The sequence below is a fragment of the Flavobacterium sp. FlaQc-28 genome, assembly GCF_044007415.1.
Taxonomy (GTDB): domain Bacteria; phylum Bacteroidota; class Bacteroidia; order Flavobacteriales; family Flavobacteriaceae; genus Flavobacterium.
In genome coordinates this window covers 188,233-210,975 of record NZ_JBIPCM010000004.1, presented here as the reverse complement: position 1 = coordinate 210,975, position 22,743 = coordinate 188,233, and the positions used below count along the sequence as shown (strand labels likewise).

The 22,743-nt window shown below is 33.9% G+C and carries 18 protein-coding genes; 14 read left to right on the top strand and 4 right to left on the bottom strand.

What is annotated here, in order from left to right; genetic code table 11:
* Positions 1-8 precede the first annotated feature (8 nt).
* The 4 genes from ACHRVL_RS12830 (at position 9) to ACHRVL_RS12815 (ending at position 5,349) form a co-directional block, all read left to right on the top strand.
* A complete protein-coding gene (locus tag ACHRVL_RS12830; RefSeq protein WP_395413301.1) occupies positions 9-1,442 on the top strand; it encodes an APC family permease in 1,434 nt (477 codons plus the stop codon).
* A gap of 74 nt (positions 1,443-1,516) precedes the next feature.
* Positions 1,517-2,329, top strand: coding sequence for a serine O-acetyltransferase EpsC (gene epsC, locus ACHRVL_RS12825; protein ID WP_395413299.1), 813 nt, complete (start codon positions 1,517-1,519; stop codon positions 2,327-2,329).
* A 181-nt stretch (positions 2,330-2,510) separates the two neighbouring features.
* Entirely contained in the window at positions 2,511-3,431 is a 921-nt protein-coding gene (locus ACHRVL_RS12820) for a family 2A encapsulin nanocompartment shell protein (RefSeq protein ID WP_089053260.1), read from the top strand.
* Positions 3,415-5,349 carry a family 2A encapsulin nanocompartment cargo protein cysteine desulfurase gene (locus ACHRVL_RS12815; RefSeq protein ID WP_395413297.1) on the top strand — a complete coding sequence of 645 codons (1,935 nt, stop codon included), beginning with the start codon at positions 3,415-3,417 and terminating at the stop codon, positions 5,347-5,349. The genes ACHRVL_RS12820 and ACHRVL_RS12815 overlap by 17 nt, the downstream gene beginning before the upstream one ends.
* A gap of 134 nt (positions 5,350-5,483) precedes the next feature.
* Here ACHRVL_RS12815 and rocD read toward each other — a convergent pair whose 3' ends face one another.
* Entirely contained in the window at positions 5,484-6,734 is a 1,251-nt protein-coding gene (rocD, locus tag ACHRVL_RS12810) for an ornithine--oxo-acid transaminase (RefSeq protein WP_129056386.1), read from the bottom strand.
* Between the two features lie 194 nt (positions 6,735-6,928).
* Between rocD and ACHRVL_RS12805 the strand changes: the two genes are divergently transcribed.
* From ACHRVL_RS12805 to ACHRVL_RS12785, 5 genes are all read left to right on the top strand, one after another.
* Positions 6,929-7,381 carry an Lrp/AsnC family transcriptional regulator gene (locus ACHRVL_RS12805; RefSeq protein WP_089059802.1) on the top strand — a complete coding sequence of 151 codons (453 nt, stop codon included), beginning with the start codon at positions 6,929-6,931 and terminating at the stop codon, positions 7,379-7,381.
* A 10-nt stretch (positions 7,382-7,391) separates the two neighbouring features.
* Entirely contained in the window at positions 7,392-9,593 is a 2,202-nt protein-coding gene (locus ACHRVL_RS12800; protein ID WP_395413296.1) for a penicillin acylase family protein, read from the top strand.
* 101 nt (positions 9,594-9,694) lie between these two features.
* Positions 9,695-10,468 (top strand): dienelactone hydrolase family protein, encoded by a 774-nt coding sequence (locus tag ACHRVL_RS12795; RefSeq protein WP_395413294.1) that lies wholly within the window; start codon positions 9,695-9,697, stop codon positions 10,466-10,468.
* Between the two features lie 49 nt (positions 10,469-10,517).
* On the top strand, positions 10,518-11,582 hold the full coding sequence (locus ACHRVL_RS12790) for a DUF3667 domain-containing protein (protein ID WP_395413292.1): 1,065 nt from the start codon (positions 10,518-10,520) through the stop codon (positions 11,580-11,582).
* Between the two features lie 6 nt (positions 11,583-11,588).
* A complete protein-coding gene (locus ACHRVL_RS12785) occupies positions 11,589-12,605 on the top strand; it encodes a M28 family peptidase (RefSeq protein ID WP_395413290.1) in 1,017 nt (338 codons plus the stop codon).
* 169 nt (positions 12,606-12,774) lie between these two features.
* On the opposite strand, the gene rho is transcribed toward ACHRVL_RS12785, so the two are convergent.
* On the bottom strand, positions 12,775-14,613 hold the full coding sequence (rho, locus tag ACHRVL_RS12780) for a transcription termination factor Rho (RefSeq protein ID WP_395413288.1): 1,839 nt from the start codon (positions 14,611-14,613) through the stop codon (positions 12,775-12,777).
* A 183-nt stretch (positions 14,614-14,796) separates the two neighbouring features.
* Between rho and ACHRVL_RS12775 the strand changes: the two genes are divergently transcribed.
* From ACHRVL_RS12775 to ACHRVL_RS12765, 3 genes are all read left to right on the top strand, one after another.
* On the top strand, positions 14,797-15,213 hold the full coding sequence (locus ACHRVL_RS12775; protein ID WP_089053251.1) for a DUF4293 domain-containing protein: 417 nt from the start codon (positions 14,797-14,799) through the stop codon (positions 15,211-15,213).
* A gap of 163 nt (positions 15,214-15,376) precedes the next feature.
* A complete protein-coding gene (locus ACHRVL_RS12770) occupies positions 15,377-16,039 on the top strand; it encodes a response regulator transcription factor (RefSeq protein WP_089053250.1) in 663 nt (220 codons plus the stop codon).
* Between the two features lie 59 nt (positions 16,040-16,098).
* The gene (locus ACHRVL_RS12765) at positions 16,099-16,992 is read left to right on the top strand and encodes a sensor histidine kinase (protein ID WP_395413286.1); all 894 of its coding nucleotides are present in this window, start codon (positions 16,099-16,101) and stop codon (positions 16,990-16,992) included.
* A gap of 5 nt (positions 16,993-16,997) precedes the next feature.
* Here ACHRVL_RS12765 and ACHRVL_RS12760 read toward each other — a convergent pair whose 3' ends face one another.
* Entirely contained in the window at positions 16,998-17,492 is a 495-nt protein-coding gene (locus tag ACHRVL_RS12760) for a metallophosphoesterase family protein (protein WP_395413285.1), read from the bottom strand.
* A 270-nt stretch (positions 17,493-17,762) separates the two neighbouring features.
* Positions 17,763-19,682, bottom strand: coding sequence for an SPFH domain-containing protein (locus ACHRVL_RS12755; RefSeq protein ID WP_395413283.1), 1,920 nt, complete (start codon positions 19,680-19,682; stop codon positions 17,763-17,765).
* A gap of 475 nt (positions 19,683-20,157) precedes the next feature.
* Between ACHRVL_RS12755 and truA the strand changes: the two genes are divergently transcribed.
* Both truA and ACHRVL_RS12745 read left to right on the top strand, forming a co-directional pair.
* Entirely contained in the window at positions 20,158-20,892 is a 735-nt protein-coding gene (truA, locus tag ACHRVL_RS12750; protein WP_370432931.1) for a tRNA pseudouridine(38-40) synthase TruA, read from the top strand.
* An 82-nt stretch (positions 20,893-20,974) separates the two neighbouring features.
* Positions 20,975-22,729: an ABC transporter ATP-binding protein gene (locus ACHRVL_RS12745; RefSeq protein ID WP_089053245.1), complete on the top strand. Its 1,755-nt coding sequence runs from the start codon at positions 20,975-20,977 to the stop codon at positions 22,727-22,729.
* Positions 22,730-22,743 lie beyond the last annotated feature (14 nt).

Below are 22,743 nucleotides of genomic sequence, written 5' to 3'. Positions count from 1 at the left end.
AATTTAGAATGTCTGAAATAGAAAAAAAACAAGAATACAAAAGAGAACTCGGTCTTGCCGATGCGGCCTTATTGGTTGCCAGCGGAATGATTGGTTCTGGAATTTTTATTGTGAGTGCTGATGTTACCCGAAACGTGGGATCAGCAGGATGGCTTATTTTAGTTTGGCTCATTGGCGGTTTCATGACTTTAATTGCTGCCGTAAGTTATGGTGAATTAAGCGGTATGTTTCCTAAATCTGGAGGCCAATATATTTATTTAAAAGAAGCCTATAATCCGCTTGTGGCTTTTGTTTACGGCTGGAGTTTATTTACTGTTATTCAAACAGGAACAATTGCCGCAGTTTGTGTTTCGTTCTTTAAATTTCTGGCTTACTTTTTTCCGTTTTTTAGTGAAGATTTGATTGCTTTTAGAATTGGAGAATCGTTTACAGTTTCTCCGGCACAGCTCTCCTCTATTGTCTTGTTATTTATTCTAACGTATATAAATACTAAAGGTGTAAAACTAGGAAAGGTCATTCAGAAGTTTTTTACGGGAACTAAGTTGATCAGCTTATTAGCATTAATTATTTTCGGATTTGTATTTTTTAAACCCGAAATCTGGCAGGCAAACTGGACGAATCCGTTTCATCTTCAAAAACTAAATCCTGACGGCACTTTTTTACAATATGCAAATACACCCGCTTTTTGGGGTGCAATAGCTTCGGCATTAGTAGGAACGGTAATTAGTTACGACGCATGGAACAATGTAACTTTTGTATCAGACGAAATAAAAAATCCAAAACGCAATATTGGTTTGAGTTTACTTCTAGGAACTGCAGTTGTAACAATAATTTATGTTTCATTAAATGTCATGTTTACCGCAGTTTTGCCTGTTGAAGCCATTGGAACACCAGAAAAAGATCGCGTTGGAATTGCTGCTGCGCAGGCTATTTTTGGTTCAAGCGGGACTTCGATTATTGCCTTAATGATTTTAATTGCTTCTTTTGGTTGTGCTAATGGAATGATTTTATCAGGTGCAAGAGTCTATCAAAGTATGGCAAAAGACGGCTTGTTCTTCAAAAAAACGGCGATTTTAAACAAACATTCAGTTCCTGCAAATGCACTTTGGATACAGTTTTTTATGGCGGTAATTTTGAGTTTAAGCGGACGTTACGGCAATTTATTAGACATGATTTCCTTTGTCGTGGTTTTGTTTTACGTTATCACTATTGCCGGAATTTTTGTGCTGCGTATTAACAAACCTAAACACGAACGTCCTTATAAAGCTTTTGGATATCCATTTTTACCCGCTGTTTATATTCTTTTAGGAGCTGCTTTTTGCATTTTATTAATCATTTACAAACCTACTTACACTTGGCCCGGATTGATCATTGCAGGAATTGGAATACCTGTTTATTATATAAGAGAGAAATTTTCGACACTTAAAAACTCAGACATTTAGCCTATTTTAAAAGTACAAATTCAGATTAGTTGATTTCTCGTAAATGTTAGTTACTAACCAAAAAACACTTTATTATGAATTCATTTTATCAAGAAATAGCAAAACAGCATCAGGAATTACTAATACTTCCTGAGAAGAAATTAATACATCTGTTTATTGATGACTTATTTGTCATTTTGTTTTCAAATACGTCGAAATCATACGAATCTGAAGCTACAATTAAATACAAATTCAATCAGCTGAAAAAGCGGTTTGATGAATTGGTTCAAGATTTTTCGCAAAGAAATGATCCTGATAAAGAGCAGACACTAACTTTTTTTAATGCCATACCGCATTTGCATAAAAAAACGATAAACGATGCTTTAAGCATTTTTACAAAAGATCCTGCTGCAAAATCGTTAGAAGAAGTATTGTATTCTTATCCCGGCTTTTTTGCTATTGCGATATACCGATTTTCACATCAATTATGGAAACAGGATTTAAAGCTTTTAGCTAGAACTATTTCAGAATATGCGCATATTAAAACCAGTATAGAAATTCATCCGGGCGCACAAATAGGAAATAATTTTGCAATTGACCACGGAACTGGAATTGTAATTGGCGAAACTACAATTATCGGCGATAATGTACAGCTTTTTCAAGGTGTTACGCTGGGTGCTTTGAGTGTAAAAAAAGAAGATGCTTTCATTAAAAGACATCCAACTATTGAGAACAATGTTATTATATATTCGAACAGCACCATTTTGGGCGGACAAACGGTTGTAGGAAGTGATTCAATCATTGGCGGAAATGTCTGGCTTACTTATACTGTCCCGTCAAATTCAATAGTATATCACAAAAATGAAATTAAAATAAAAGACAACAATGCGATCGCATTTAGTGAATAAGCAATTCATAAACACTGTATATCAATAATTTAAAACCAACTTTACTATAAATTAAATCCAATTTATTTTGAGTGCTTTTATTTTTAATCTAAATTTATATATCAAATTAAAAAATGTTTCTAAACATCTAATAATAAGCATTTTTAATCAAAAATCAATTAACCTTTTAAACCTTTAAATCATGGCGGAATCAAAACAACAGCAGACCGCATTAGGAGATGTAGCTGCAAGACAATTAGCAATTGCTACACGTACAGTTCCTCAAATTGGAACTATCAGTCCGCGCTGGCTGACGCATCTTTTACATTGGACACCGGTAGAATCAGGAGTTTTTCGTTTAAACAAAGTAAAAGATGCCAATCATATACAAGTTGACTGTTCTGCACGAGACGAAAGGGTTTTACCAAATACCTTTGTTGATTATATCGAGAATCCTCGAGAATATAATCTTGCTGCAGTACAAACTATTGTCGAAGTACATACTCGTGTTTCTGACTTGTACAGCAAGCCTTATAATCAAATTTCAGAGCAGCTTAGACTGGCAATCGAAACGATTAAAGAACGTCAGGAAAGCGAATTAATCAACAATAAAGATTATGGTTTATTAAGTAATGTTGCTTCATCCCAAATAATAAAAACCAGAACTGGCGCACCAACTCCAGACGATTTAGACGAATTATTGACGAAAGTATGGAAAGAACCCGGATTTTTCTTGCTTCATCCGTTAGCCATTGCTGCTTTTGGACGCGAATGTACACGTCGCGGTGTACCGCCGCCAACTACGTCTTTATTTGGATCTCAATTTTTAACTTGGAGAGGTATTCCGCTGATTCCATCAGATAAACTGCCAATTAAAAACGGAAAATCAAAAATCATTTTGTTGCGTACCGGCGAAAGTCGTCAAGGGGTTATCGGTCTTATTCAACCGGGACTGCAAGGCGAACAGTCTCCAGGATTATCAGTTCGTTTTATGGGAATAAACGAAAAAGCAATTGCTTCTTATTTGGTCTCTCTTTATTGTTCATTAGCCATTTTAGTAGATGACGCAATCGCAGTTTTAGAAGATGTAGAAATAGGCAAATATCATGAGTACAAATACTAACGATAACGGTTTACCAAACATTGACGATTTACAGCATTTAGCTAACGAATTGTTCAAGACGCTGCCTAACGAATTTCCTAAAGAAATCTCGTTAAGTCCAGATCGTACTGAACATCCTCGTGCCGCAAAAGTTGTAGAAACGTTTTTGCAAACTGGAAATTTAGGCAGCGGCGACCCTCCACTTTCATCACAAAGCGCAGTAAACATACCTTCGGCTTTGCCTGCATTTAGTGGTTTTGGAGCTTCACCTACAGTTGCAGATTATGGTTCAGGAGCTTCTGCATTATATCCTAATGCTGGAGCAGGATTTGATCCTAAAAGCGGCGTTGCAACATCGGGGGTTCAGGAAGATTATAATCTAAACCTCAACAATCCGCATACCGGTTTTTATGACACTAACTTAAAAAATGCAGCCACTCCGCAATTAAATGAGGAAAGTGTTTTTTCTCAACTGCTCTTAAACAATGAATATCTGCCATTTCAAACAGAGAATTCTTCTTTTGAGATTGAGTTAAAAGCTGCTTTAGCATTTGTTGATACACAATTTACGAAACGTGAAGCTTTTCCGTTAAATGGAAATGACGCTGCAAATTCGTATTATTTTTTAGATCAAAATCCATTTGCTTTTGATAAAAGAAATACAAATGCAATTGTTGGAAACACTTTCACGCCAAAAGAAATAAACGGTTTTACAACTTCTCATTTTGATGCCAATCTGATCAAAAAAGATTTCCCGATTTTAAGCGAAATAGTAAACGGAAAGCCATTAGTTTGGTTTGATAATGCTGCTACCACTCAAAAACCAAAATCAGTAATTGAGCGTATTGCTTATTTCTATGAACATGAAAATTCAAACATTCATCGTGCAGCACATGAATTAGCCGCAAGAGCTTCTGATGCTTATGAAGCAGCTCGTGAAAAAGTAAAAACCTTCTTGAATGCGTCTTCGGTAAACGAAATTGTTTTTGTACGAGGTGCAACAGAAGCTATAAACTTAGTAGCGTGTACTTGGGGTGATCAAAATTTAAATGCCGGAGATGAAATTATCGTAAGTAATTTAGAACATCACGCCAATATAGTTCCGTGGAAACGACTAGCAGACAAAAAAGGCTTAAAACTTAGAGTAATTCCTGTTGATGACGATGGTCAGATTTTGCTGGATGAATATGCAAAACTGCTAAACTCAAAAACACGTTTGGTTGCTTTTACACAAGTTTCAAATGCACTTGGTACTGTAACTCCTGCTAAAAGAATTACTGAAATGGCGCATGCTGTTGGAGCCAAAGTTCTAATAGACGGTGCACAATCCGTTTCGCATATGAAAGTTGATGTACAGGATCTAAATCCAGATTGGCTGGTATTTTCTGGACATAAGCTTTTTGGTCCAACTGGAATTGGCGCTTTGTACGGTAAAGAAGATTTATTAAATGAAATGCCACCGTATCAATCTGGCGGAAACATGATTCAGGATGTAACTTTTGAGGAAATAAAATACCACAAAGCTCCTAATCGTTTTGAGGCTGGAACAGGAAATATTGCAGATGCTATTGGTCTTGGTGCGGCGATCGATTATGTTACCAAATTAGGTATCGATGCAATTGGACAATATGAGCATTATTTACTGGAATACGCAACAAATCTTTTAAAAGAAATTCCGGGCGTGCGATTGATTGGAACTGCAAAAGATAAAGCGAGTGTGCTCTCTTTTAATTTACAAGGTTACAGCAACGATCAAGTCGGACAGGCTTTGAATAAAGAAGGTGTTGCAGTACGTACTGGTCATCATTGTGCACAGCCTATTTTACGACGAATGGGTGTAGAAACAACAGTTCGTCCTTCATTGGCTTTTTACAATACCACACAAGACGTTGATACTTTTATCAAGACATTGTGGGAACTTAAAAAAGTAAGATTTTAATAGAATTAAGAGTAAATGTCTCACGCATCTATTCAAAGAGATAATTACTTTTTTTGATATTTTAAGTAATTATAACCAAAAGGCGACTGTTTCAATACAATCGCCTTTTTATATAATAAAGTAAGCTGAATTAATTACTTAAATTCATTCAATGATTTTTCGATTATAACCAGACATTCCTGAATTTGAGTTTCTGTCATTACCAAAGGCGGTGCCAATCTAATTTTGTTACCATGAGTTGGTTTGGCAAGCAGTCCGTTATCTCTAAATTTTAAGCAAATCTGCCAAGCCAGATCAGAATCTTCGTCACAGTTAATAACAATTGCATTCAAAAGTCCTTTACCGCGAACCAGTGTAATTAAATTATTTCTTTCAGCGATTTCGTTTAATCCCTTTCTTAAAATAACACCTAAACGCTCTGCATTTTCAGCAAGATTTTCTTCTTTTACAACTTCTAAAGCAGCAATTGCAACAGCAGCCGCAACAGGATTTCCTCCAAAAGTAGATCCATGCTGACCCGGTTTAATAACGTTCATAATTTCGTCATTACATAAAACAGCCGAAACTGGATAAACTCCGCCAGAAATGGCTTTACCTAAAATTAAAATATCCGGCTGTACATTTTCATGATGAACCGCTAATAATTTTCCAGTACGAGCAATTCCTGTTTGAACCTCATCTGCAATAAATAAAACATTATGTTTTTCACACAATGCTTTTGCTTTTGCTAAATATCCTTCAGACGGTACATAAACACCAGCTTCACCTTGAATTGGCTCAACTAAAAATCCTGCAATAGTTTTTGATGACTCTAAAGCCTTTTCAAGAGCTTCAAGATTATCATATTCAATTTTTATAAATCCATCTGTAAATGGTCCAAAGTTTTTACGAGCCGATTCATCATTAGAAAATGAAATAATTGTAGTTGTTCTTCCGTGAAAATTATTCTCGCAAACAATAATCTGCGCTTGATTTTCTGGAATACCTTTTACTTCATAAGCCCATTTACGACACACTTTAAGAGCTGTTTCAACAGCTTCGGCGCCAGTATTCATTGGTAAAACTTTATCAAAACCAAAATACTTCGTTACAAACTCTTCGTAGTTTCCTAATTTATCATTGTAAAAAGCACGCGAAGTAAGCGTCAATTTTTGAGCTTGATCAACCATTGCTTTCACAATTTTAGGATGACAATGCCCTTGATTTACTGCTGAATATGCCGATAAAAAATCATAATACTTTTTTCCGTCAACATCCCATACATAAACGCCTTCTCCTTTTTCTAAAACCACAGGAAGCGGATGGTAATTGTGAGCTCCGTATTTGTTTTCTTTCTCGATTAAAATTTCAGATTTTGCCGAAAGTATTTCTTGAGTATTTGCCATGATAATTTCTTTTTTACTTCTACAAAAGTATAAAAATTATTTATTTTAAATCAAAAACAAAACAATTTAACTTAAAAATAGCTTTTTAAAAACCAAAATATTAATTTTAAAACACATATTAAGTCATTTTGTTTTTATAATTACCCAGACGAATCAGACTAATTTTTATCTTTACAGAAAATAAAAATTTTCACATGGATATTTTAGATGAGTTTGACGTAAAAATTATCAAAGAATTAGAAAAAGATGGCAGAATAGCTTATTCGACGATTGCTTCTAATTTGAAGATTTCGAATACAATGGTGCATCAGCGTATTAATCGTTTATTTGAACAAGGTATAATTACCGGCATCAAACCTATTTTAAATGAAAAGCAAATTGGCTATGACTGGGCTTCTTTTACTGGAATTACACTCAATAAAGATTCTGACTCAGAAAGAATTATTGAAGCCTTAAAAGCAATTCCAGAGATTACAGAATGTTATTTTGTTACAGGATCTTTTACACTTTATCTTAAGATTACGGCAAAAAATCACGAGCACATGCGAAAAATATTATATGAAAAAATCGATAATATCCCTGGAATTGCAAAAACAGATTCAATGGTTGAATTAGGATGTGCCTTTAAACGAAATGTATCCTTGTAAAAAAAACAATATGATTTATTCTGCTAAATTATTACAAACAACACTTCTTTTTTGCAGCTTTTCTGTGTTTGTTTTTTCTCAAAATCTAAGTAAAAAAGAAATTGCAAAATTGGAAGAAACGGCACAAAAAGTAACCATAATTCGAGATAATTGGGGAATTCCTCATATTTATGGAAAAACGGATGCTGCAGCTGTTTTTGGTTTAATGTATGCACAATGCGAAGATGATTTTAAACGTGTTGAGATGAATTATATAGAAAAACTAGGTCGTCTTTCTGAAATAAAAGGACAATCTGTTTTATATAATGATTTAGAAATAAAACTTTTAATAGATATCAACGAAGCTAAAACCGATTATAAAAATGCAGCTCCTTGGCTAAAGAAACTACTGGATAATTATGCCGATGGAATCAATTTTTACTTGTACAAACATCCTGAAGTAAAACCTTTATTACTAACTCATTTCGAGCCTTGGTTTCCTTTACTTTGGACAGACGGAAGTATTGGTGCAATTAGTACAGCTGATCTTTCAGTAGGAGAATTAAAAGCTTTTTACTCGGGCAGCAATGAAAAAACAGCCTACGTAGAAAGAGAAAAAAATGTACAGACGGGTTCAAATGGATTTGCCTTTGCCCCTTCAAAAACGGCTTCTGGAAATGCTATTCTTTATATTAATCCTCATACTACTTTTTATTTCAGACCCGAAGTTCAAGTTTCGAGTGAAGAAGGTTTAAATGCTTATGGCGCAGTAACCTGGGGACAATTTTTTATCTATCAAGGATTTAATGAAAACTGCGGCTGGATGCACACTTCCTCAAATGTGGATGTTGCTGATATGTATGCTGAAAAAATTGTTTTGAGAAAAAATAAAGTGTTCTACGAGTACGATAAAAAATTAATTCCTATAATTGAGAAAGAAATCACCATTAAATATTTAGAGAATGGAAAACTAGTCCCTAAAACATTTAAAACTTATTTTACCAATAATGGTCCAATAATGGCTAAACGAGACGGAAAATGGATAAGCTTAAAATCTAATAACCGCTCAATGAACAGTTTAATTCAAAGCTGGGTTAGAACCAAATCAAACGATTTTAACGACTACAAAAAAGCAATGGATTTGAAAGCCAATACTTCCAACAATACTGTTTATGCCGACAGTAAAGGAAATATTGCTTATTGGCACGGAAACTTTATTCCGGTAAGAGATAAAAATCTAAATTGGTCAAAAGTAGTTGACGGATCGATTTCTGCAACGCAATGGAAAGGACTGCACGACGTAAATGAAACGGTACATTTGTACAATCCAACAAACGGATGGCTTCAAAACTGCAATTCAACACCATACACCGCAGCGGGAGCTAATAGTCCAAAAAAGGAAGATTATCCTGCATATATGGCTCCCGATGGAGAAAATTTTAGAGGTATAAATGCTGTTCGTATTTTTAGTCAAGACAAAAAATATACTTTAGATGAAGTTATTAGAGACGGTTACGATTCTAAACTATCTATTTTTGAAATCTTAATTCCCGCTTTGACAGAAGTTTTCGAAAAAAACATAAAACCTACAGATGCCGCCTATATTGAACTTGCTGAACCAATCTCTATTTTAAAAAACTGGGATTATTATGCCAAAGAAAATTCTATAGCCACAACTCTAGCAGTCGAATGGGCATACAAACTAGATCCTATCATTCAAAAAGCTTATGTTAATGAAGGTGAAACTGATCAGGTCGAAAACACTAAAAAATTTGCTAAAAATGCAACTGCAGAACAATTGGTTCCGCAACTGCAGGCAGTAGTAAAAGACTTAAAAGCAAAATGGGGAACATGGCAGATTACGTGGGGAGAAATTAATCGTTTTCAACGTTCTAATGGTGATATTAATTTAAAATATGACGATTCAAAACCAAGTCTACCAATTGCATATGGTCCTGGTTCTTGGGGAAGTCTTCCCTCTTTTAAAAGCAGTTACCAAAATGGTTCTAAAAAACGTTACGGCTACAATGGTAATAGTTTTGTCTGCGTTGTTGAATTTGGGTCAAAGATAAAAGCGAAATCTTTATTAGCGGGAGGAAACAGCGGAGATATAAATTCTAAACACTTTTTTGATCAAGGTCAAATGTATCAAAATGGACAATTTAAAGATGTTTTATTTTATAAAGACGATGTCGAAAAAAATGCTGAACGCACTTATCATCCAGGAGAATAATCTCTAATGTCAGCTTTAAATAAACAAACCTCAGAAGAAATGTCTTTTGAGGTTTTTTTTTATTGTAATATTCCTCATATTTGTCTTAAAAATATCATTTTATGAAAATCATACAGCTATTTGTTTTAGGAATTTTACTAAATACTACCCTAATGAATGCACAATTGAAACCAATAAAATATTCTGACGGCAGGCAGGTTTTAAATGGCTTATACATAAAAGCTGCTGAAAAAAGCTCCAAAAACCCAAGCATTTTACTACTTCCGGCATGGCTTGGAATTGATAATGCTTCTAAAGGAATTGCCGAAAATTTAGCCAAACTGGGCTATAATGTTTTCATAGCTGATATTTATGGCGAAGGAAATGTTCCTAAAAACACTTCTGAAGCTGGAAAACAAGCCGGTTATTATAAAACAAATTATGAAGCGTACCAAAAAAGAATTGATATTGCACTTCATGAATTGATAAAATTAGGCGCAAATCAAGACAATATTGCCGCTATTGGGTATTGTTTTGGAGGAACGGGAGTTTTAGAAGCCGCTCGCGGAGGTTTAAAACTTAAAGGCGTTGCTTCGTTTCATGGAGGTTTAGGAAAAGATACTTCTAGAAAAAACGAACCAATTGCTGTAAAAGTTCTAGTATGTCATGGCGCTGATGATCCGTTTGTATCAAAAGATGAAGTGGCATCATTTCAGCAGGAAATGCGTGATTCTAAAGCAGATTGGCAGATGATTTACTATGCAAATGCAGTACATTCGTTTACAAATCCTGAAGCTGGAAATGACAATTCAAAAGGTGCTGCCTATAATCCCATTGCGGCAAAAAGAGCGTTTGAGCATTTACAGCTTTTTCTAAATGAAGTGCTCAAAAAGTAAATCTTAAAATACCAATCAAAAAACCAAAATCAAAACAATTAATACACCAATGTCACACAACAAAATTAGAGAAGACAAAACCTGCTTGAACTGCAGACATGTTGTTGAACAAAAGTTCTGTCCAAACTGCGGACAAGAAAACAGTGATTCCCGTAAAACTTTTCATCATTTATTTATTCATTTCATTGAAGATCTGACACACTATGAAAATGCATTTTGGAAAACCATAAAAAACCTTCTTTTAAAACCTTCAACTTTAACTAAAGAGTATCTTTCAGGAAAACGATTATCTTATTTGGCTCCGGTTAGACTTTATATTTTTATAAGTTTTATAACCTTTTTGTTAATCGCAATGTTTCCTATTCATGTAGAAGAAGACACAAACGAATCTGTAAAAACAGAAAAGGTTCAAAAAGAAATTTCAAAGCAGACAAATTCATTAAAAGAAAATGAAAACGTAAAAACCTTATTAAACTCTGATTCAGTATCACCAGAAGACAAAAAGGCGATTCAGAATATGTTAGACAATCCAAAATCAAGTGACGATAGTCTAATAAATTTAGGATATAAATCTGTTAAACAAATTGACTCCATTCAAAAATATGGTTCAAAATCTGAGAAACTTTCTGATTTTAGTTATTGGATAAATAGAAAAATACAAATCATAAAAGATAAAAATACCAATCAAGAACTTTTCAATAAATTCATAGAGTCTTTTATACACAACTTACCCAAAGTTTTATTTATTATCATGCCATTCTTCGCTTTCTTTTTATGGATTTTTCATAATAAAAAGCGTTGGTATTATTTTGACCATGGTATATTTACATTGCATTATTTTTCGTTTTTACTGCTGATTTTTCTAGTACTTTTCTCCGTTGGAAAAATAGGAAACGCAATAAACAATTCACTTCTTTCTATCGTAATTGACTGTTTCACATTTGCAGGAGTCGTATGGGCATTTTATTATTTTTTCCCGGCGCATCATAGATTCTATGGAGAATCAAGAATTGTATCCTTTACTAAAAGTGTAGTATTATTTTTCATAAATTCATTTTTTATTCTATTTTTACTAATTGCTTTTGCTTTTTACACATTTATCAATTTACACTAATACCAAATGAAAAAAATTGTAGTTTTATTATTAATTGCCTCAGCGTTTTCGTGTAAAAACACCCAGTCCGCTGCATCAAAAGACAACTCAGATCCAACGAAATACTTAAACTCGATTTCTGAAAAAGACCTAAAAAAAATGCTGTACGTTGTTGCATCAGATGAAATGCAAGGCCGCGAAACGGGTTCTCCCGGACAAAAAAAGGCTGGATTGTATATGATTGAGCAATACAAAAAAAGCGGTGTTTCATTCCCAAAAGGGGCAAAAGATTATTATCAGCATATACCTGCGTCTTTCCTAAATGCAAGACGTAACGAAAATTTACCAGACTCTGAAAATATCTGGGCATATATTGAAGGATCTGAAAAACCAAATGAAGTTTTAGTAATTTCAGCACATTACGATCACGTAGGCGTTAAAGGCGAAGACATATACAACGGTGCCGATGATGATGGTTCTGGAACAGTTGCAGTTATCGAAATGGCTAAAGCATTTGCAAAAGCAAAAAAACAAGGGCACGGACCAAAACGTTCAATTTTATTCCTTCACGTAACTGGCGAAGAACATGGTTTACATGGTTCACGTTATTACTCTGAAAATCCTTTATTTCCACTTGCCAATACTATTGCCGATATCAATATCGATATGATTGGCCGTCGTGACGTAGAACATACTAAAACAAACAATTATGTTTATGTAATTGGTGCTGATCGATTATCATCAGATTTACACAATGCTGTGGTATCTCAAAATGAGAAATACACTAAAGTAGATTTAGATTTTAAATTCAATGATCCAAAAGATCCAAATCATTTTTACGAGCGTTCTGATCATTATAACTTTGCTAAACATGGTATTCCTTCTGTTTTCTTCTTCAACGGGGTTCACGAAGATTATCACGGAAAAGACGACAATCCTGAAAAAATTGAATATGATGCTTTAACTAAAAGAACAAAACTAGCTTTTGTTGTTGCCTGGGATTTAGCCAATAGAGAAAATAGACCGGTAGTTGATAAAAAATAAGGTTCTTATTTTTAGCCACAAAGGTTCAAAGTTGCAAAGGTTCAGAGTTTTTTTTAAACTTTAAAACATAAAAAAAGGATAAGCTTAGCTTATCCTTTTTTATTTTTATATATTTCAGATTAGAGTTTCAAAATAAAATCTTTGCAACTTTGAACCTTTGCAACTTCCTCTAGTCATTCATAGAAATCAAAAACTCTTCGTTATTTCTGGTTTTTTTGAAACGATCGTTTACAAAATCCATAGATTCTACCGGGTTCATATCTGATAGATATTTACGCATAATCCACATTCTTTGTAATGTTTTTTCATCCAATAATAAATCATCACGACGCGTGCTTGACGAAGTAAGATCAATTGCAGGGAAAATACGTTTATTAGCAATTTTACGATCCAATTGAAGCTCCATGTTACCAGTTCCTTTGAACTCTTCAAAGATAACCTCATCCATTTTAGAACCAGTTTCTGTCAATGCAGTTGCGATGATACTTAATGAACCACCGTTTTCTACATTTCTAGCTGCTCCAAAGAAACGTTTTGGTTTTTGTAATGCATTTGCATCTACACCACCACTTAACACTTTTCCAGATGCCGGCTGAACTGTATTATAAGCTCTTGCTAAACGTGTAATCGAATCTAGTAAAATCACTACATCGTGACCACATTCTACTAAACGTTTTGCTTTTTCAAGAACGATATTAGCAATTTTCACGTGTTCTTGCGGCTCTCTGTCAAAAGTCGAAGCAATAACTTCACCACGAACACTTCTTTGCATATCTGTAACCTCTTCAGGACGCTCATCAATTAAAAGAACAATTAAATAAACCTCAGGATGATTTGCTGCAATTGCATTTGCAATGTCTTTTAATAACATTGTTTTACCCGTTTTCGGTTGTGCGACTATCATACCACGTTGACCTTTTCCTATTGGAGAAAACAAATCAATAATACGTGTAGAAACTGAACTTCCTTTTTCGGCTAACTTAAATTTTTCTGAAGGGAAAACCGGCGTCAAATGTTCAAAAGAAACTCTATCTCGAACAACTTGCGGATCGTGACCATTAATTTTAAGAACACGAACTAAAGGAAAAAACTTTTCTCCTTCTTTAGGAGGACGAACCACTCCTTTTACAGTATCTCCAGTTTTTAAACCAAACAATCTAATTTGTGAAGTCGATAAATAAATATCATCAGGAGATGCTAAATAATTATAATCTGATGAACGCAAAAATCCGTAACCGTCAGGCATCATTTCAAGAACACCTTCACTTTCTATAATTCCGTCAAACTCAAAATCTGAATCTCTGAAATTATTCTTTTTATTTTTATGGTTTTGGTTTGGATTCTGGTTTCCGTTATTCCCGTTTCCATTCCCGCTTTGGTTTGGGTTTTGAGCTGGATTTTGATTTGGGTTTTGATTTGGGTTGGGATTTTGATTTTTATTCTGATTAGGAACAATCTTTTTTGCTGGGGCAGGAGTTTCAGATTTCTCTGTATTTGCAACAATTGCAGGTGTTTCAGGTGTTTCAGACATTTCTTCGTTTGAAACTATTTCTTTTGCTGCTTCTTTTTCTTTTTGCAGGGCAACCTTTTTTTCGTAAGCTGATTTACTAAACTTAACTATTTTCGGTGCTTTCTTTTCTGCTGCCTTATTCTCTGCCGTTTTATTTTCTGCTTTTTCTTGAACTTGTACAGTTTCCTTTTTTTCTATCGCCGCAGGAGTTTCAATTTCCTTTGGAGTTTCTTCAATCTTATCAAATTCTAAAACTGGAGCATTTTTACTGACAATTTTCTTTGCCGGAGCAATTCTAGCTCTTTTTGGTTTATCATCAGTTATTTCCTTTTCAACAATAGTTGGTTCCGGCGTCGCTGAAGCTGCCTCTTGGTGCGCTAATATCTGAGTAATCAGTGTATCTTTTTTAACGCCATTAAACTTTATTGTTTTAGCTAACTTAGCTATTTCTTGAAGCTCAGAAAGCTTCATTTCTTTTAATGCAGAAATATCAAACATGAATGTTCTATGAATTTAATTATTTTAAAGGAAAAACTGTAAAAGAATAGGTAGATATATTTAATTCAATTGACCGCAGTATGAAGTGCTTACGGTATTATGATGCAATAATACGAATAAAATTTAATCATACAATAGTATTTTAAAAAAAGAAAATATATTTTTGTAAAACAATTTTAGATCATGATACAACGAATTCAAACCGTATATTTAATTCTTACCTTTTTAGTAACAGGGGTTTTAATGTTTTTTACGCCGCTTTGGACCTTAAATACTGGTAAAGCTTTTTACTTTATGCAAGATCAGCTTTACACTGTTTTATTAGGATTAAGTACAATGCTTAGCATCGTTAGTATCATTTCATACAAGAAAAGACAAAATCAATTTGTAATGGGCAGATTGAACATAATATTAAATTTAATTTTATTAGGATTATTTGTATATCGTTCTCTAAATTTATCTGGAGAGACAGTAAATGCTGTTTCTGAGAAAGGTATTGGGATGTTTCTTCCTATTGTTGCTATCGTGTTATTAGTTTTAGCTAATAAAGCCATCAAAAAGGACGAAGATCTTGTAAAATCTGTAGATCGTTTGAGATAAACCTATAAACTTAATTTTTATGTGCGAAGAGAACCCGAAATTTTATTTCGGGTTTTTTTGTGCTTTTAATTTACCCTTAAACTGATAATTCTAAAACGAAGATCAAAAACAAAGTTGTAAGATATTTTTTTCATAAATTTGTATTTCTGTTCCAAAAACCATTATGACAAATAAAATAAGGATTCATCTTGCCGACGATCATCAAGTACTGATTGATGGGCTCACCAATTTACTTCAAACTGTTTCTAATTTTGAAGTTGTAGGAAGCTCATTGAATGGCAGTACTATTTATGAAGATATCTTGCTCGACAAACCAGATATCTTGATTCTTGACATCAGTATGCCTGGAAAAGATGGTGTTGAAGTTTTAAAAGAATTCAGTCAAAAAGGATTTCCTGCAAAAGTGATTATTTTATCCAGTTATGATGATTTAAAAATCATAAAAGAAGTAATGAAATTAGGCGCCAAAGGCTATTTGACAAAAAAATGTGCGGGTCAAAATATCATCGAAGCAATTGAAGCTGTTTATCAGGAACAAGAATATTTTTGTGATGCTGTAAGAGAGAAAATATTCAACATTTTTTTTCAAAATAATCCAAAAGTAAACAAAGATGTTTATATCGAAAATCCCATTTTAAGTCCGCGTGAAATTGAAATAATCACGCTGATATGTCTAGAATACAGCGGAAAAGAAATAAGTGAACAGCTTTTTATCAGTACAAATACTGTTGAAACGCATCGCAAGAATATCATGAAAAAACTGCAGATAAAAAACACGATTGGATTGGTAAAATATGCCTTAAAAAATAATTTAATTAATTCATAGTTCAGAAAATACAAATAGTAACTATCAGAAATTTTATGGTGTTTATTAGAATTTTAATATTGATACTTTTCTTTGTTTCCAATGGAAACAGAGCTTTTGGTCAACAAAATATTCTTTCTGAAAAAACAAATACTGAATTACGAAGTGATTCCAATAAAACTACTGTTTCTCCTCAAGTAAAACGTGAGCAGTTAAGAAACAAAAAAGTTGTCAGCTTATTTGTTGTACTTATCATCATTATTTCGCTCCTATTTTATTTTGTTTATCAGAATAATAAACTCAAACAAAAAATCAGGAGAAAAGACATCAAACAGAAAATACTCCTAAATGTTATTAATGCAGGAATTGACAGCCAGGAAAACGAACAAAAAAAAATCGCATCTTTTTTGCACGATAACATCAACTCACTGTTAACTTCAGCTTCATTGCATTTAAACGTTTACACTACAAAATACAATGTAACATCAGAAGAAATCAGTAAATCAAAAACGATTTTGGCAGAAGCGCACGATTTATTGCGTGATATGTCTCATGACCTTGTTCCTACGCTTTTAGTCCGATTTGGGTTAATCTATGCTTTAGAAGATTTATGCGAAAAAAACAGTACTTCAAATATACCTTTTGAGTTTTCTAGTTCTGTTCCAACAGAAAAAAGATATCCTGAAAAATTTGAAATGAAGCTTTATTTTATTGTAACGGAACTGTTCAATAATATTATAAAACACAGCGGCGCTCAAGAAGCTAAAATCACATTACAAGAAAAAAACGAACACTTTGTAATCATTATTTATGATAACGGCAAAGGCTTTAAAACACTTAAATTAAATCAAATTGAAGGTTTTGGATTAAACCGTATTCGAGCTAGAATCAAAAAATACAAAGGCAGTTTTTCTATCACCTCAAAAGAAAATAATGGAACAACAATTAAGATACAAATTCCATTACCTCATTAATTTTTTTACTTTTTACCAATTTCTATAATCTCAAGATCCTTTATTTTGTCATCATCAATTACAAAACGAAGCATTGTTCTCATTTGATGAAATCCGCTTTTACCCGCAGCACCAGGGTTCATATGCAGTAAATTGTTTTTCTTATCAAACATTACTTTTAAAATATGAGAATGCCCGCAAATAAATAATTTTGGAGGATTCGAAATCATTTCTTCCCTAATATTTGGATTGTATTTTCCGGGATAACCGCCAATATGAGTTATCCAAACAGAAACATTTTCACACAAAAACCGATTATGAAGCGGGAATTCTAATCTTGCTTTTGCATCATCAATATTACCATAAACACAACGAAGAGGTTTCAGCTTTTTTATGATGTCTGTGACATTCAAATCTCCAATATCTCCAGCATGCCATACTTCGTCAGCCTGGGCCACATATTTTAAAATTGTTTCATCGATATGACTGTGAGTATCTGAAAGCAGGAGGATTTTTTTCATTCTTTTTTAAGGAGCTACAAAGGTTCTGAGGTGCAAAGGTACATTTTTATTAAGGTTCTAAGATTCTAAGAACCTAAGGTTATGAGTTTTTTTTTAGAGGTGTATTCCAATGCTTCTTTCATATGGTTTTCTTTTATTTTTGAACATAAAAAAATCCGATCTGCTTATAGACCGGATTTCAAACTTTGTGTTAGACCCACTGCTGTGCGCCTCTACATTATACGACGCACTTACATTATACATCGAACGTTTTACATTTTACAACAATTATTATTTTTTAGGATTTTGATTTTTCACATCCTTTACCTCTTTCGTATCCATCATTTCCATAAGCTTCATTCCTAATAAACCACTAATAGATCCATCAGAACCAGCATTTCCAGAAATTAAAACATCCGGAATTACTTTAATATTTCCTTTTCCAATTTCCTCTGTTACTTTGTAGCGGGTAAAATTATCACCACCCATTGCAGTAACTTGTAACTGATAAGATTCTGCAGTCGATTTACCAATTGCCATGATTTTTTCTGCTTCAGCAAGACCCGTTTTTGAAATTCGCTCCGCTTCTGCACTTGCATTTAGTTTAGTTGCTTCTGCCTGTGCTCCTGCTCTGGCTTTGGTTGCTTCCGCTTCAGCATTTGCGCGCATTTTCGTAGCTTCTGCTTCGGCATTTACATTCAGTTTCAAACTGGTTGCATCACCTTCTGCTTTTTTTACCGTTGCATCAGCAGTACGCTGTGCGATTTCAACGCTTTGTGACGCTCTAACAATTTCTTTCTGCATATCAGCAATCGCAGTTTCTTTTTCCATTCCCTGACGCTGTTCTTGCGCCATTCTTTGGGTTTGATATGTTTTTTGTTCTTCCTCAGCTAGTTTTCTATCTGTTAAAGTCTTCATTAATGAATCAGGTGGAACAATATCACCAATCAAAGTATCAACCGCATTTACGTTGTATTCGTCAAGCACCAATTTAATATGATTTTTTGCTGATTCTTGACGTTCTTTCCTGGTTGTTAAAAACGAAATCACATCACTGTCTTGAGCCGAGTTTCTAAAGTAGTTACCAATTGTAGGTTCTAAAACCTGAGAAACTAAATTGTTCATACTTCCAAAACGTGCAATAACTTTTGGTGCTTCGGCAGCTGGAACGTGAATAATTTGCGCCACATCTAGATTAAAAGGGAAACCATCTTTTGAGCGAACTGTAATTGTCGAAAGATTTTTATCTAAGTCATGCGATTCACTGCGTGCGTTAGCCCAGTTTAATACTAAATTCGTTGTTGGAACTGGCTCTAGTTTGGTCGTATATTTATTCAGTGCGTATTTTCCAGGTCCAAAAGGCTCCATCCAAACACCTCTTTGTCCTTTTGAAACAATATTTCCATGTTTAAAAGTATCCCCCGTAACATCCTGTCCGTCTTCTCCAATATAAGAAATCACAACTCCAACATATCCAATTGGCACATCGGTCATTGGGTTTTGTTCGATCAAAATTCCCCACGTGTTAATATAGTACGAACCTGCAAGCATAACCTGAGGCTGTAAACCACGATTTCCGCCATGCTCTAAAAACTTGTCAAAATCCTGAAAATTATTATGATCGTTGACAAACTTACCTGCAATTTGTCCTTGTGGAATAGGCTCTCCATCAAGCGCCGTTACGATACCAATCATGTTTTCATAAATCTTAATTTGATCAGCAATAATAATTTCGAACAAAAAAGTATTTATACGATACGATCCTGTTGTAATAAAAGCTGTCTGACGCCCTTTTTGTCCGCCATTATTCAAGAATGCAGTTGCGTCTTGAAAATTGTCACTTTCAACTTTTCTGGCTAAGATTCTTCCAGTTGGAATTTCTTTTCCATCTTTACTTAAAACCAAACCAATTTTTCCTTCGGGAATAATTGTAAATCCAGTCATATCGATTGAATACTGCCAAATCCACATTCCCCAATACAAACCTGGAGCTAATGTTTGTGCCTGATAACCAGCCTCACCTTTTGTAGCAATGATTCGGCCGTCTGGCAATGATTTGTCTGCGCCAAACAAAACAAATTTTTTGGTTACTAAACCAATTTTATCCTCAGGAACAATTACCATTCCGAAGAAAACGCGCAAAATAAATTTGTAAAATACAATGGCGAATAAGATTAAAATTATCCACCAATAAGAAGTAATTTCATTCATAGTTTTTTGATATTTAGACTACAAACATAAGAGAAATATTTCCTGTTAAAATGAAATATTTTCAAAAATTAACATTTAGTAATTTCATCTAAAAAACTCGTAAAAAAAGACTTTTTTAAATCGTTAGAATTGTCAATTTCTGACACAATTTTTCACCAAACAAACTATGATTGGTATTTTGGAGTTTAACGTTTTTTAACAGGTTCAAAGTGATAAAGAAACAAAGATTCAAAGGTTTTCTGTAAAAGCGAACATAAGTATATCTTACGTCATGCAAATCTATTGTGACAATCGCTGTATAGACGTGCTGCTGCATGCCTTTACAAAATCGGCATATAAAAACCTTTGCTTCTTTGAACCTCTGAACCTTAACAACTTCTAAAAAAACTTAGTCTCGATAGCTATCGGGAGAGCACCTTAGCACCTTAGCCACTTTTTTTCGTACCTTTGCACCTCAGAACCTCTGCACCTTAAAATGAGATATTTTATTCAATTTGCTTATAACGGAACACATTATCATGGCTGGCAAATTCAGCCCAACGCCTCATCTGTTCAAGAAACTTTAAATAAAGCGCTTTCAGTTTTACTGAACTCGCGTATCATTTTAATGGGCGCAGGACGAACTGACACTGGTGTTCATGCTGAGGAAATGTATGCACATTTTGATTACGATTCTGATATTGACAGCAAAATTCTGGTTCATAAACTTAATTCATATTTACCAAAAGACATTGCCATTTTTAATCTGATTAAAGTTCACGATGATGCACATTGCAGATTTGATGCTACAAAAAGAACTTATGAATATCATATAAACACTGTTAAAAATCCATTTTTGCAGGAGTTGAGCTGGTACTTTAATCAAAAATTAGATGTAGCTTTGATGAATGAGGCGGCGAAAATTTTATTACAGCACACCGATTTTCAATGCTTCTCGAAAGTACATACAGATGTAAATACCTTTGATTGCACGATTTTTGAGGCGTATTGGAAAGTTGAAAACAACAAATTAATTTTTACAATATCGGCCAATCGTTTTTTACGGAATATGGTTCGCGCAATCGTGGGAACTTTAGTCAATATTGGTTTACATAAAATTACACTGGCAGATCTTGAAAATATTATTGCCAGTAAAAACAGAGAAAAAGCGGGTTTTTCAGTTCCTGCGCACGGTTTATATTTAACCAAAATTTATTACGATTATCTATAGCTTTAGGCTGTAGGCTGTAGGCAATAAGCTTTAAACTTTTCGCCTAAAGCTTATTGCCTAAAACTTAAAGCTTAAAACATAAATGAAAGCAAAAGCATTTGATACCGGATTATTTAAACGAATTTTAAAATATACCAAGCCTTATAAATGGCGCTATTACGGCGTTATAATTTTTGCCATTTCGTTATCGATTTTTGCAGCGCTTCGACCTTATTTATTAAAACAAACGGTCGACGGCTATATTGCGACTCATGACAAACAAGGTTTACTATTATATATTATTTTAATGGGAGTGGTTTTACTGATGGAAGTTTTCTCTCAGTTTTACTTTGTGTATTGGGCTAACTGGCTTGGACAGGATATTGTAAAAGACATTCGTACGAAACTTTTCAAACACATTTTGAGTTTTAGAATGAAGTATTTTGATTTGGTTCCTGTAGGACAATTGGTGACCAGATCTGTATCAGACATTGAATCGATTGCTCGAATTTTCAGTCAAGGTTTGTTTATGATTATAAGCGATTTGATGAAAATGCTGGTGGTTTTGATTTTTATGTTTTATATGAACTGGAAATTAACTTGGATCGTTGTTGTTGCAATGCCAATTCTAGTTTACATCACTAGAATTTTTCAGCGTAAGATGCAGGTTGCTTTTGAGGAAGTGCGTACGCAAATTGCAAACATGAACTCATTCGTACAGGAACGTGTTACCGGAATGAAAATCGTACAGCTTTTTAATCGTGAAAAAATCGAAGCCGAAAATTTCAAAGAAATCAACAACAAACATAGAGTTGCTTGGATTAAAACTATTTTATACAACTCGATATTTTTCCCAATTGCCGATATTATTTCATCAATTACTTTAGGTTTAGTGGTAGTTTACGGCGGTTTTAAAATTTTAAACGGAGATCATTTCACTACGTTTGGAGATTTATTTTCTTATACTATGTTTATCGGAATGCTGTTTAATCCGTTAAGACAGATTGCTGATAAGTTTAATGAGATGCAGTTAGGAATGATCGCTGCCAATCGTGTTTTTGATATCATCGACACCCAAGATCATATTCAGGATACCGGAACTATTGAAGCTCCTGTATTTGAAGGAAGCATCGAATTTAAACAGGTTCGTTTTAGTTACATTCCCGAAGAAGAAGTTATTAAAGGAATTGACTTATCTGTTAATGCAGGACAAACAATTGCTATTGTAGGTTCTACAGGTGCAGGAAAATCGACTATTATTAACTTACTGAATCGCTTTTATGAAATTAACAGCGGCAGCATTTATATTGACGGTCACAATATCGAAAATTATACTTTGGCTTCGTTACGAAAACAAATTGCGGTGGTATTGCAGGATGTTTTTTTGTTTGCCGATACGATTTACAATAATATTACACTGCATAATCCAGAAATCACTCGTGAACAAGTTTTGGAAGCAGCAAAAAAAATTGGCGTTCATGACTTTATTATGAGTCTGCCTGACAATTATGATTTTGATGTTAAAGAACGTGGTGTAATGCTTTCGTCTGGACAAAGACAGCTGATTGCTTTTTTACGTTCGTATGTAAGTAATCCGAGTATTTTAATTTTAGATGAAGCCACTTCATCGATAGATACTTATTCAGAAGAATTAATTCAGCGCGCTACAGAAACGATTACGAAAGGAAGAACTTCAATTATCATTGCACACCGATTGGCAACAATTGTTAATGCTGATAAAATTGTCGTTATGGATAAAGGATTAATCGTAGAACAAGGAACACATCAAGAATTACTCACTAAAACCGATGGATATTATAAAAACTTATATGACTCACAATTTGCAGTTGCAAATTAGGTTTTAAACAATAC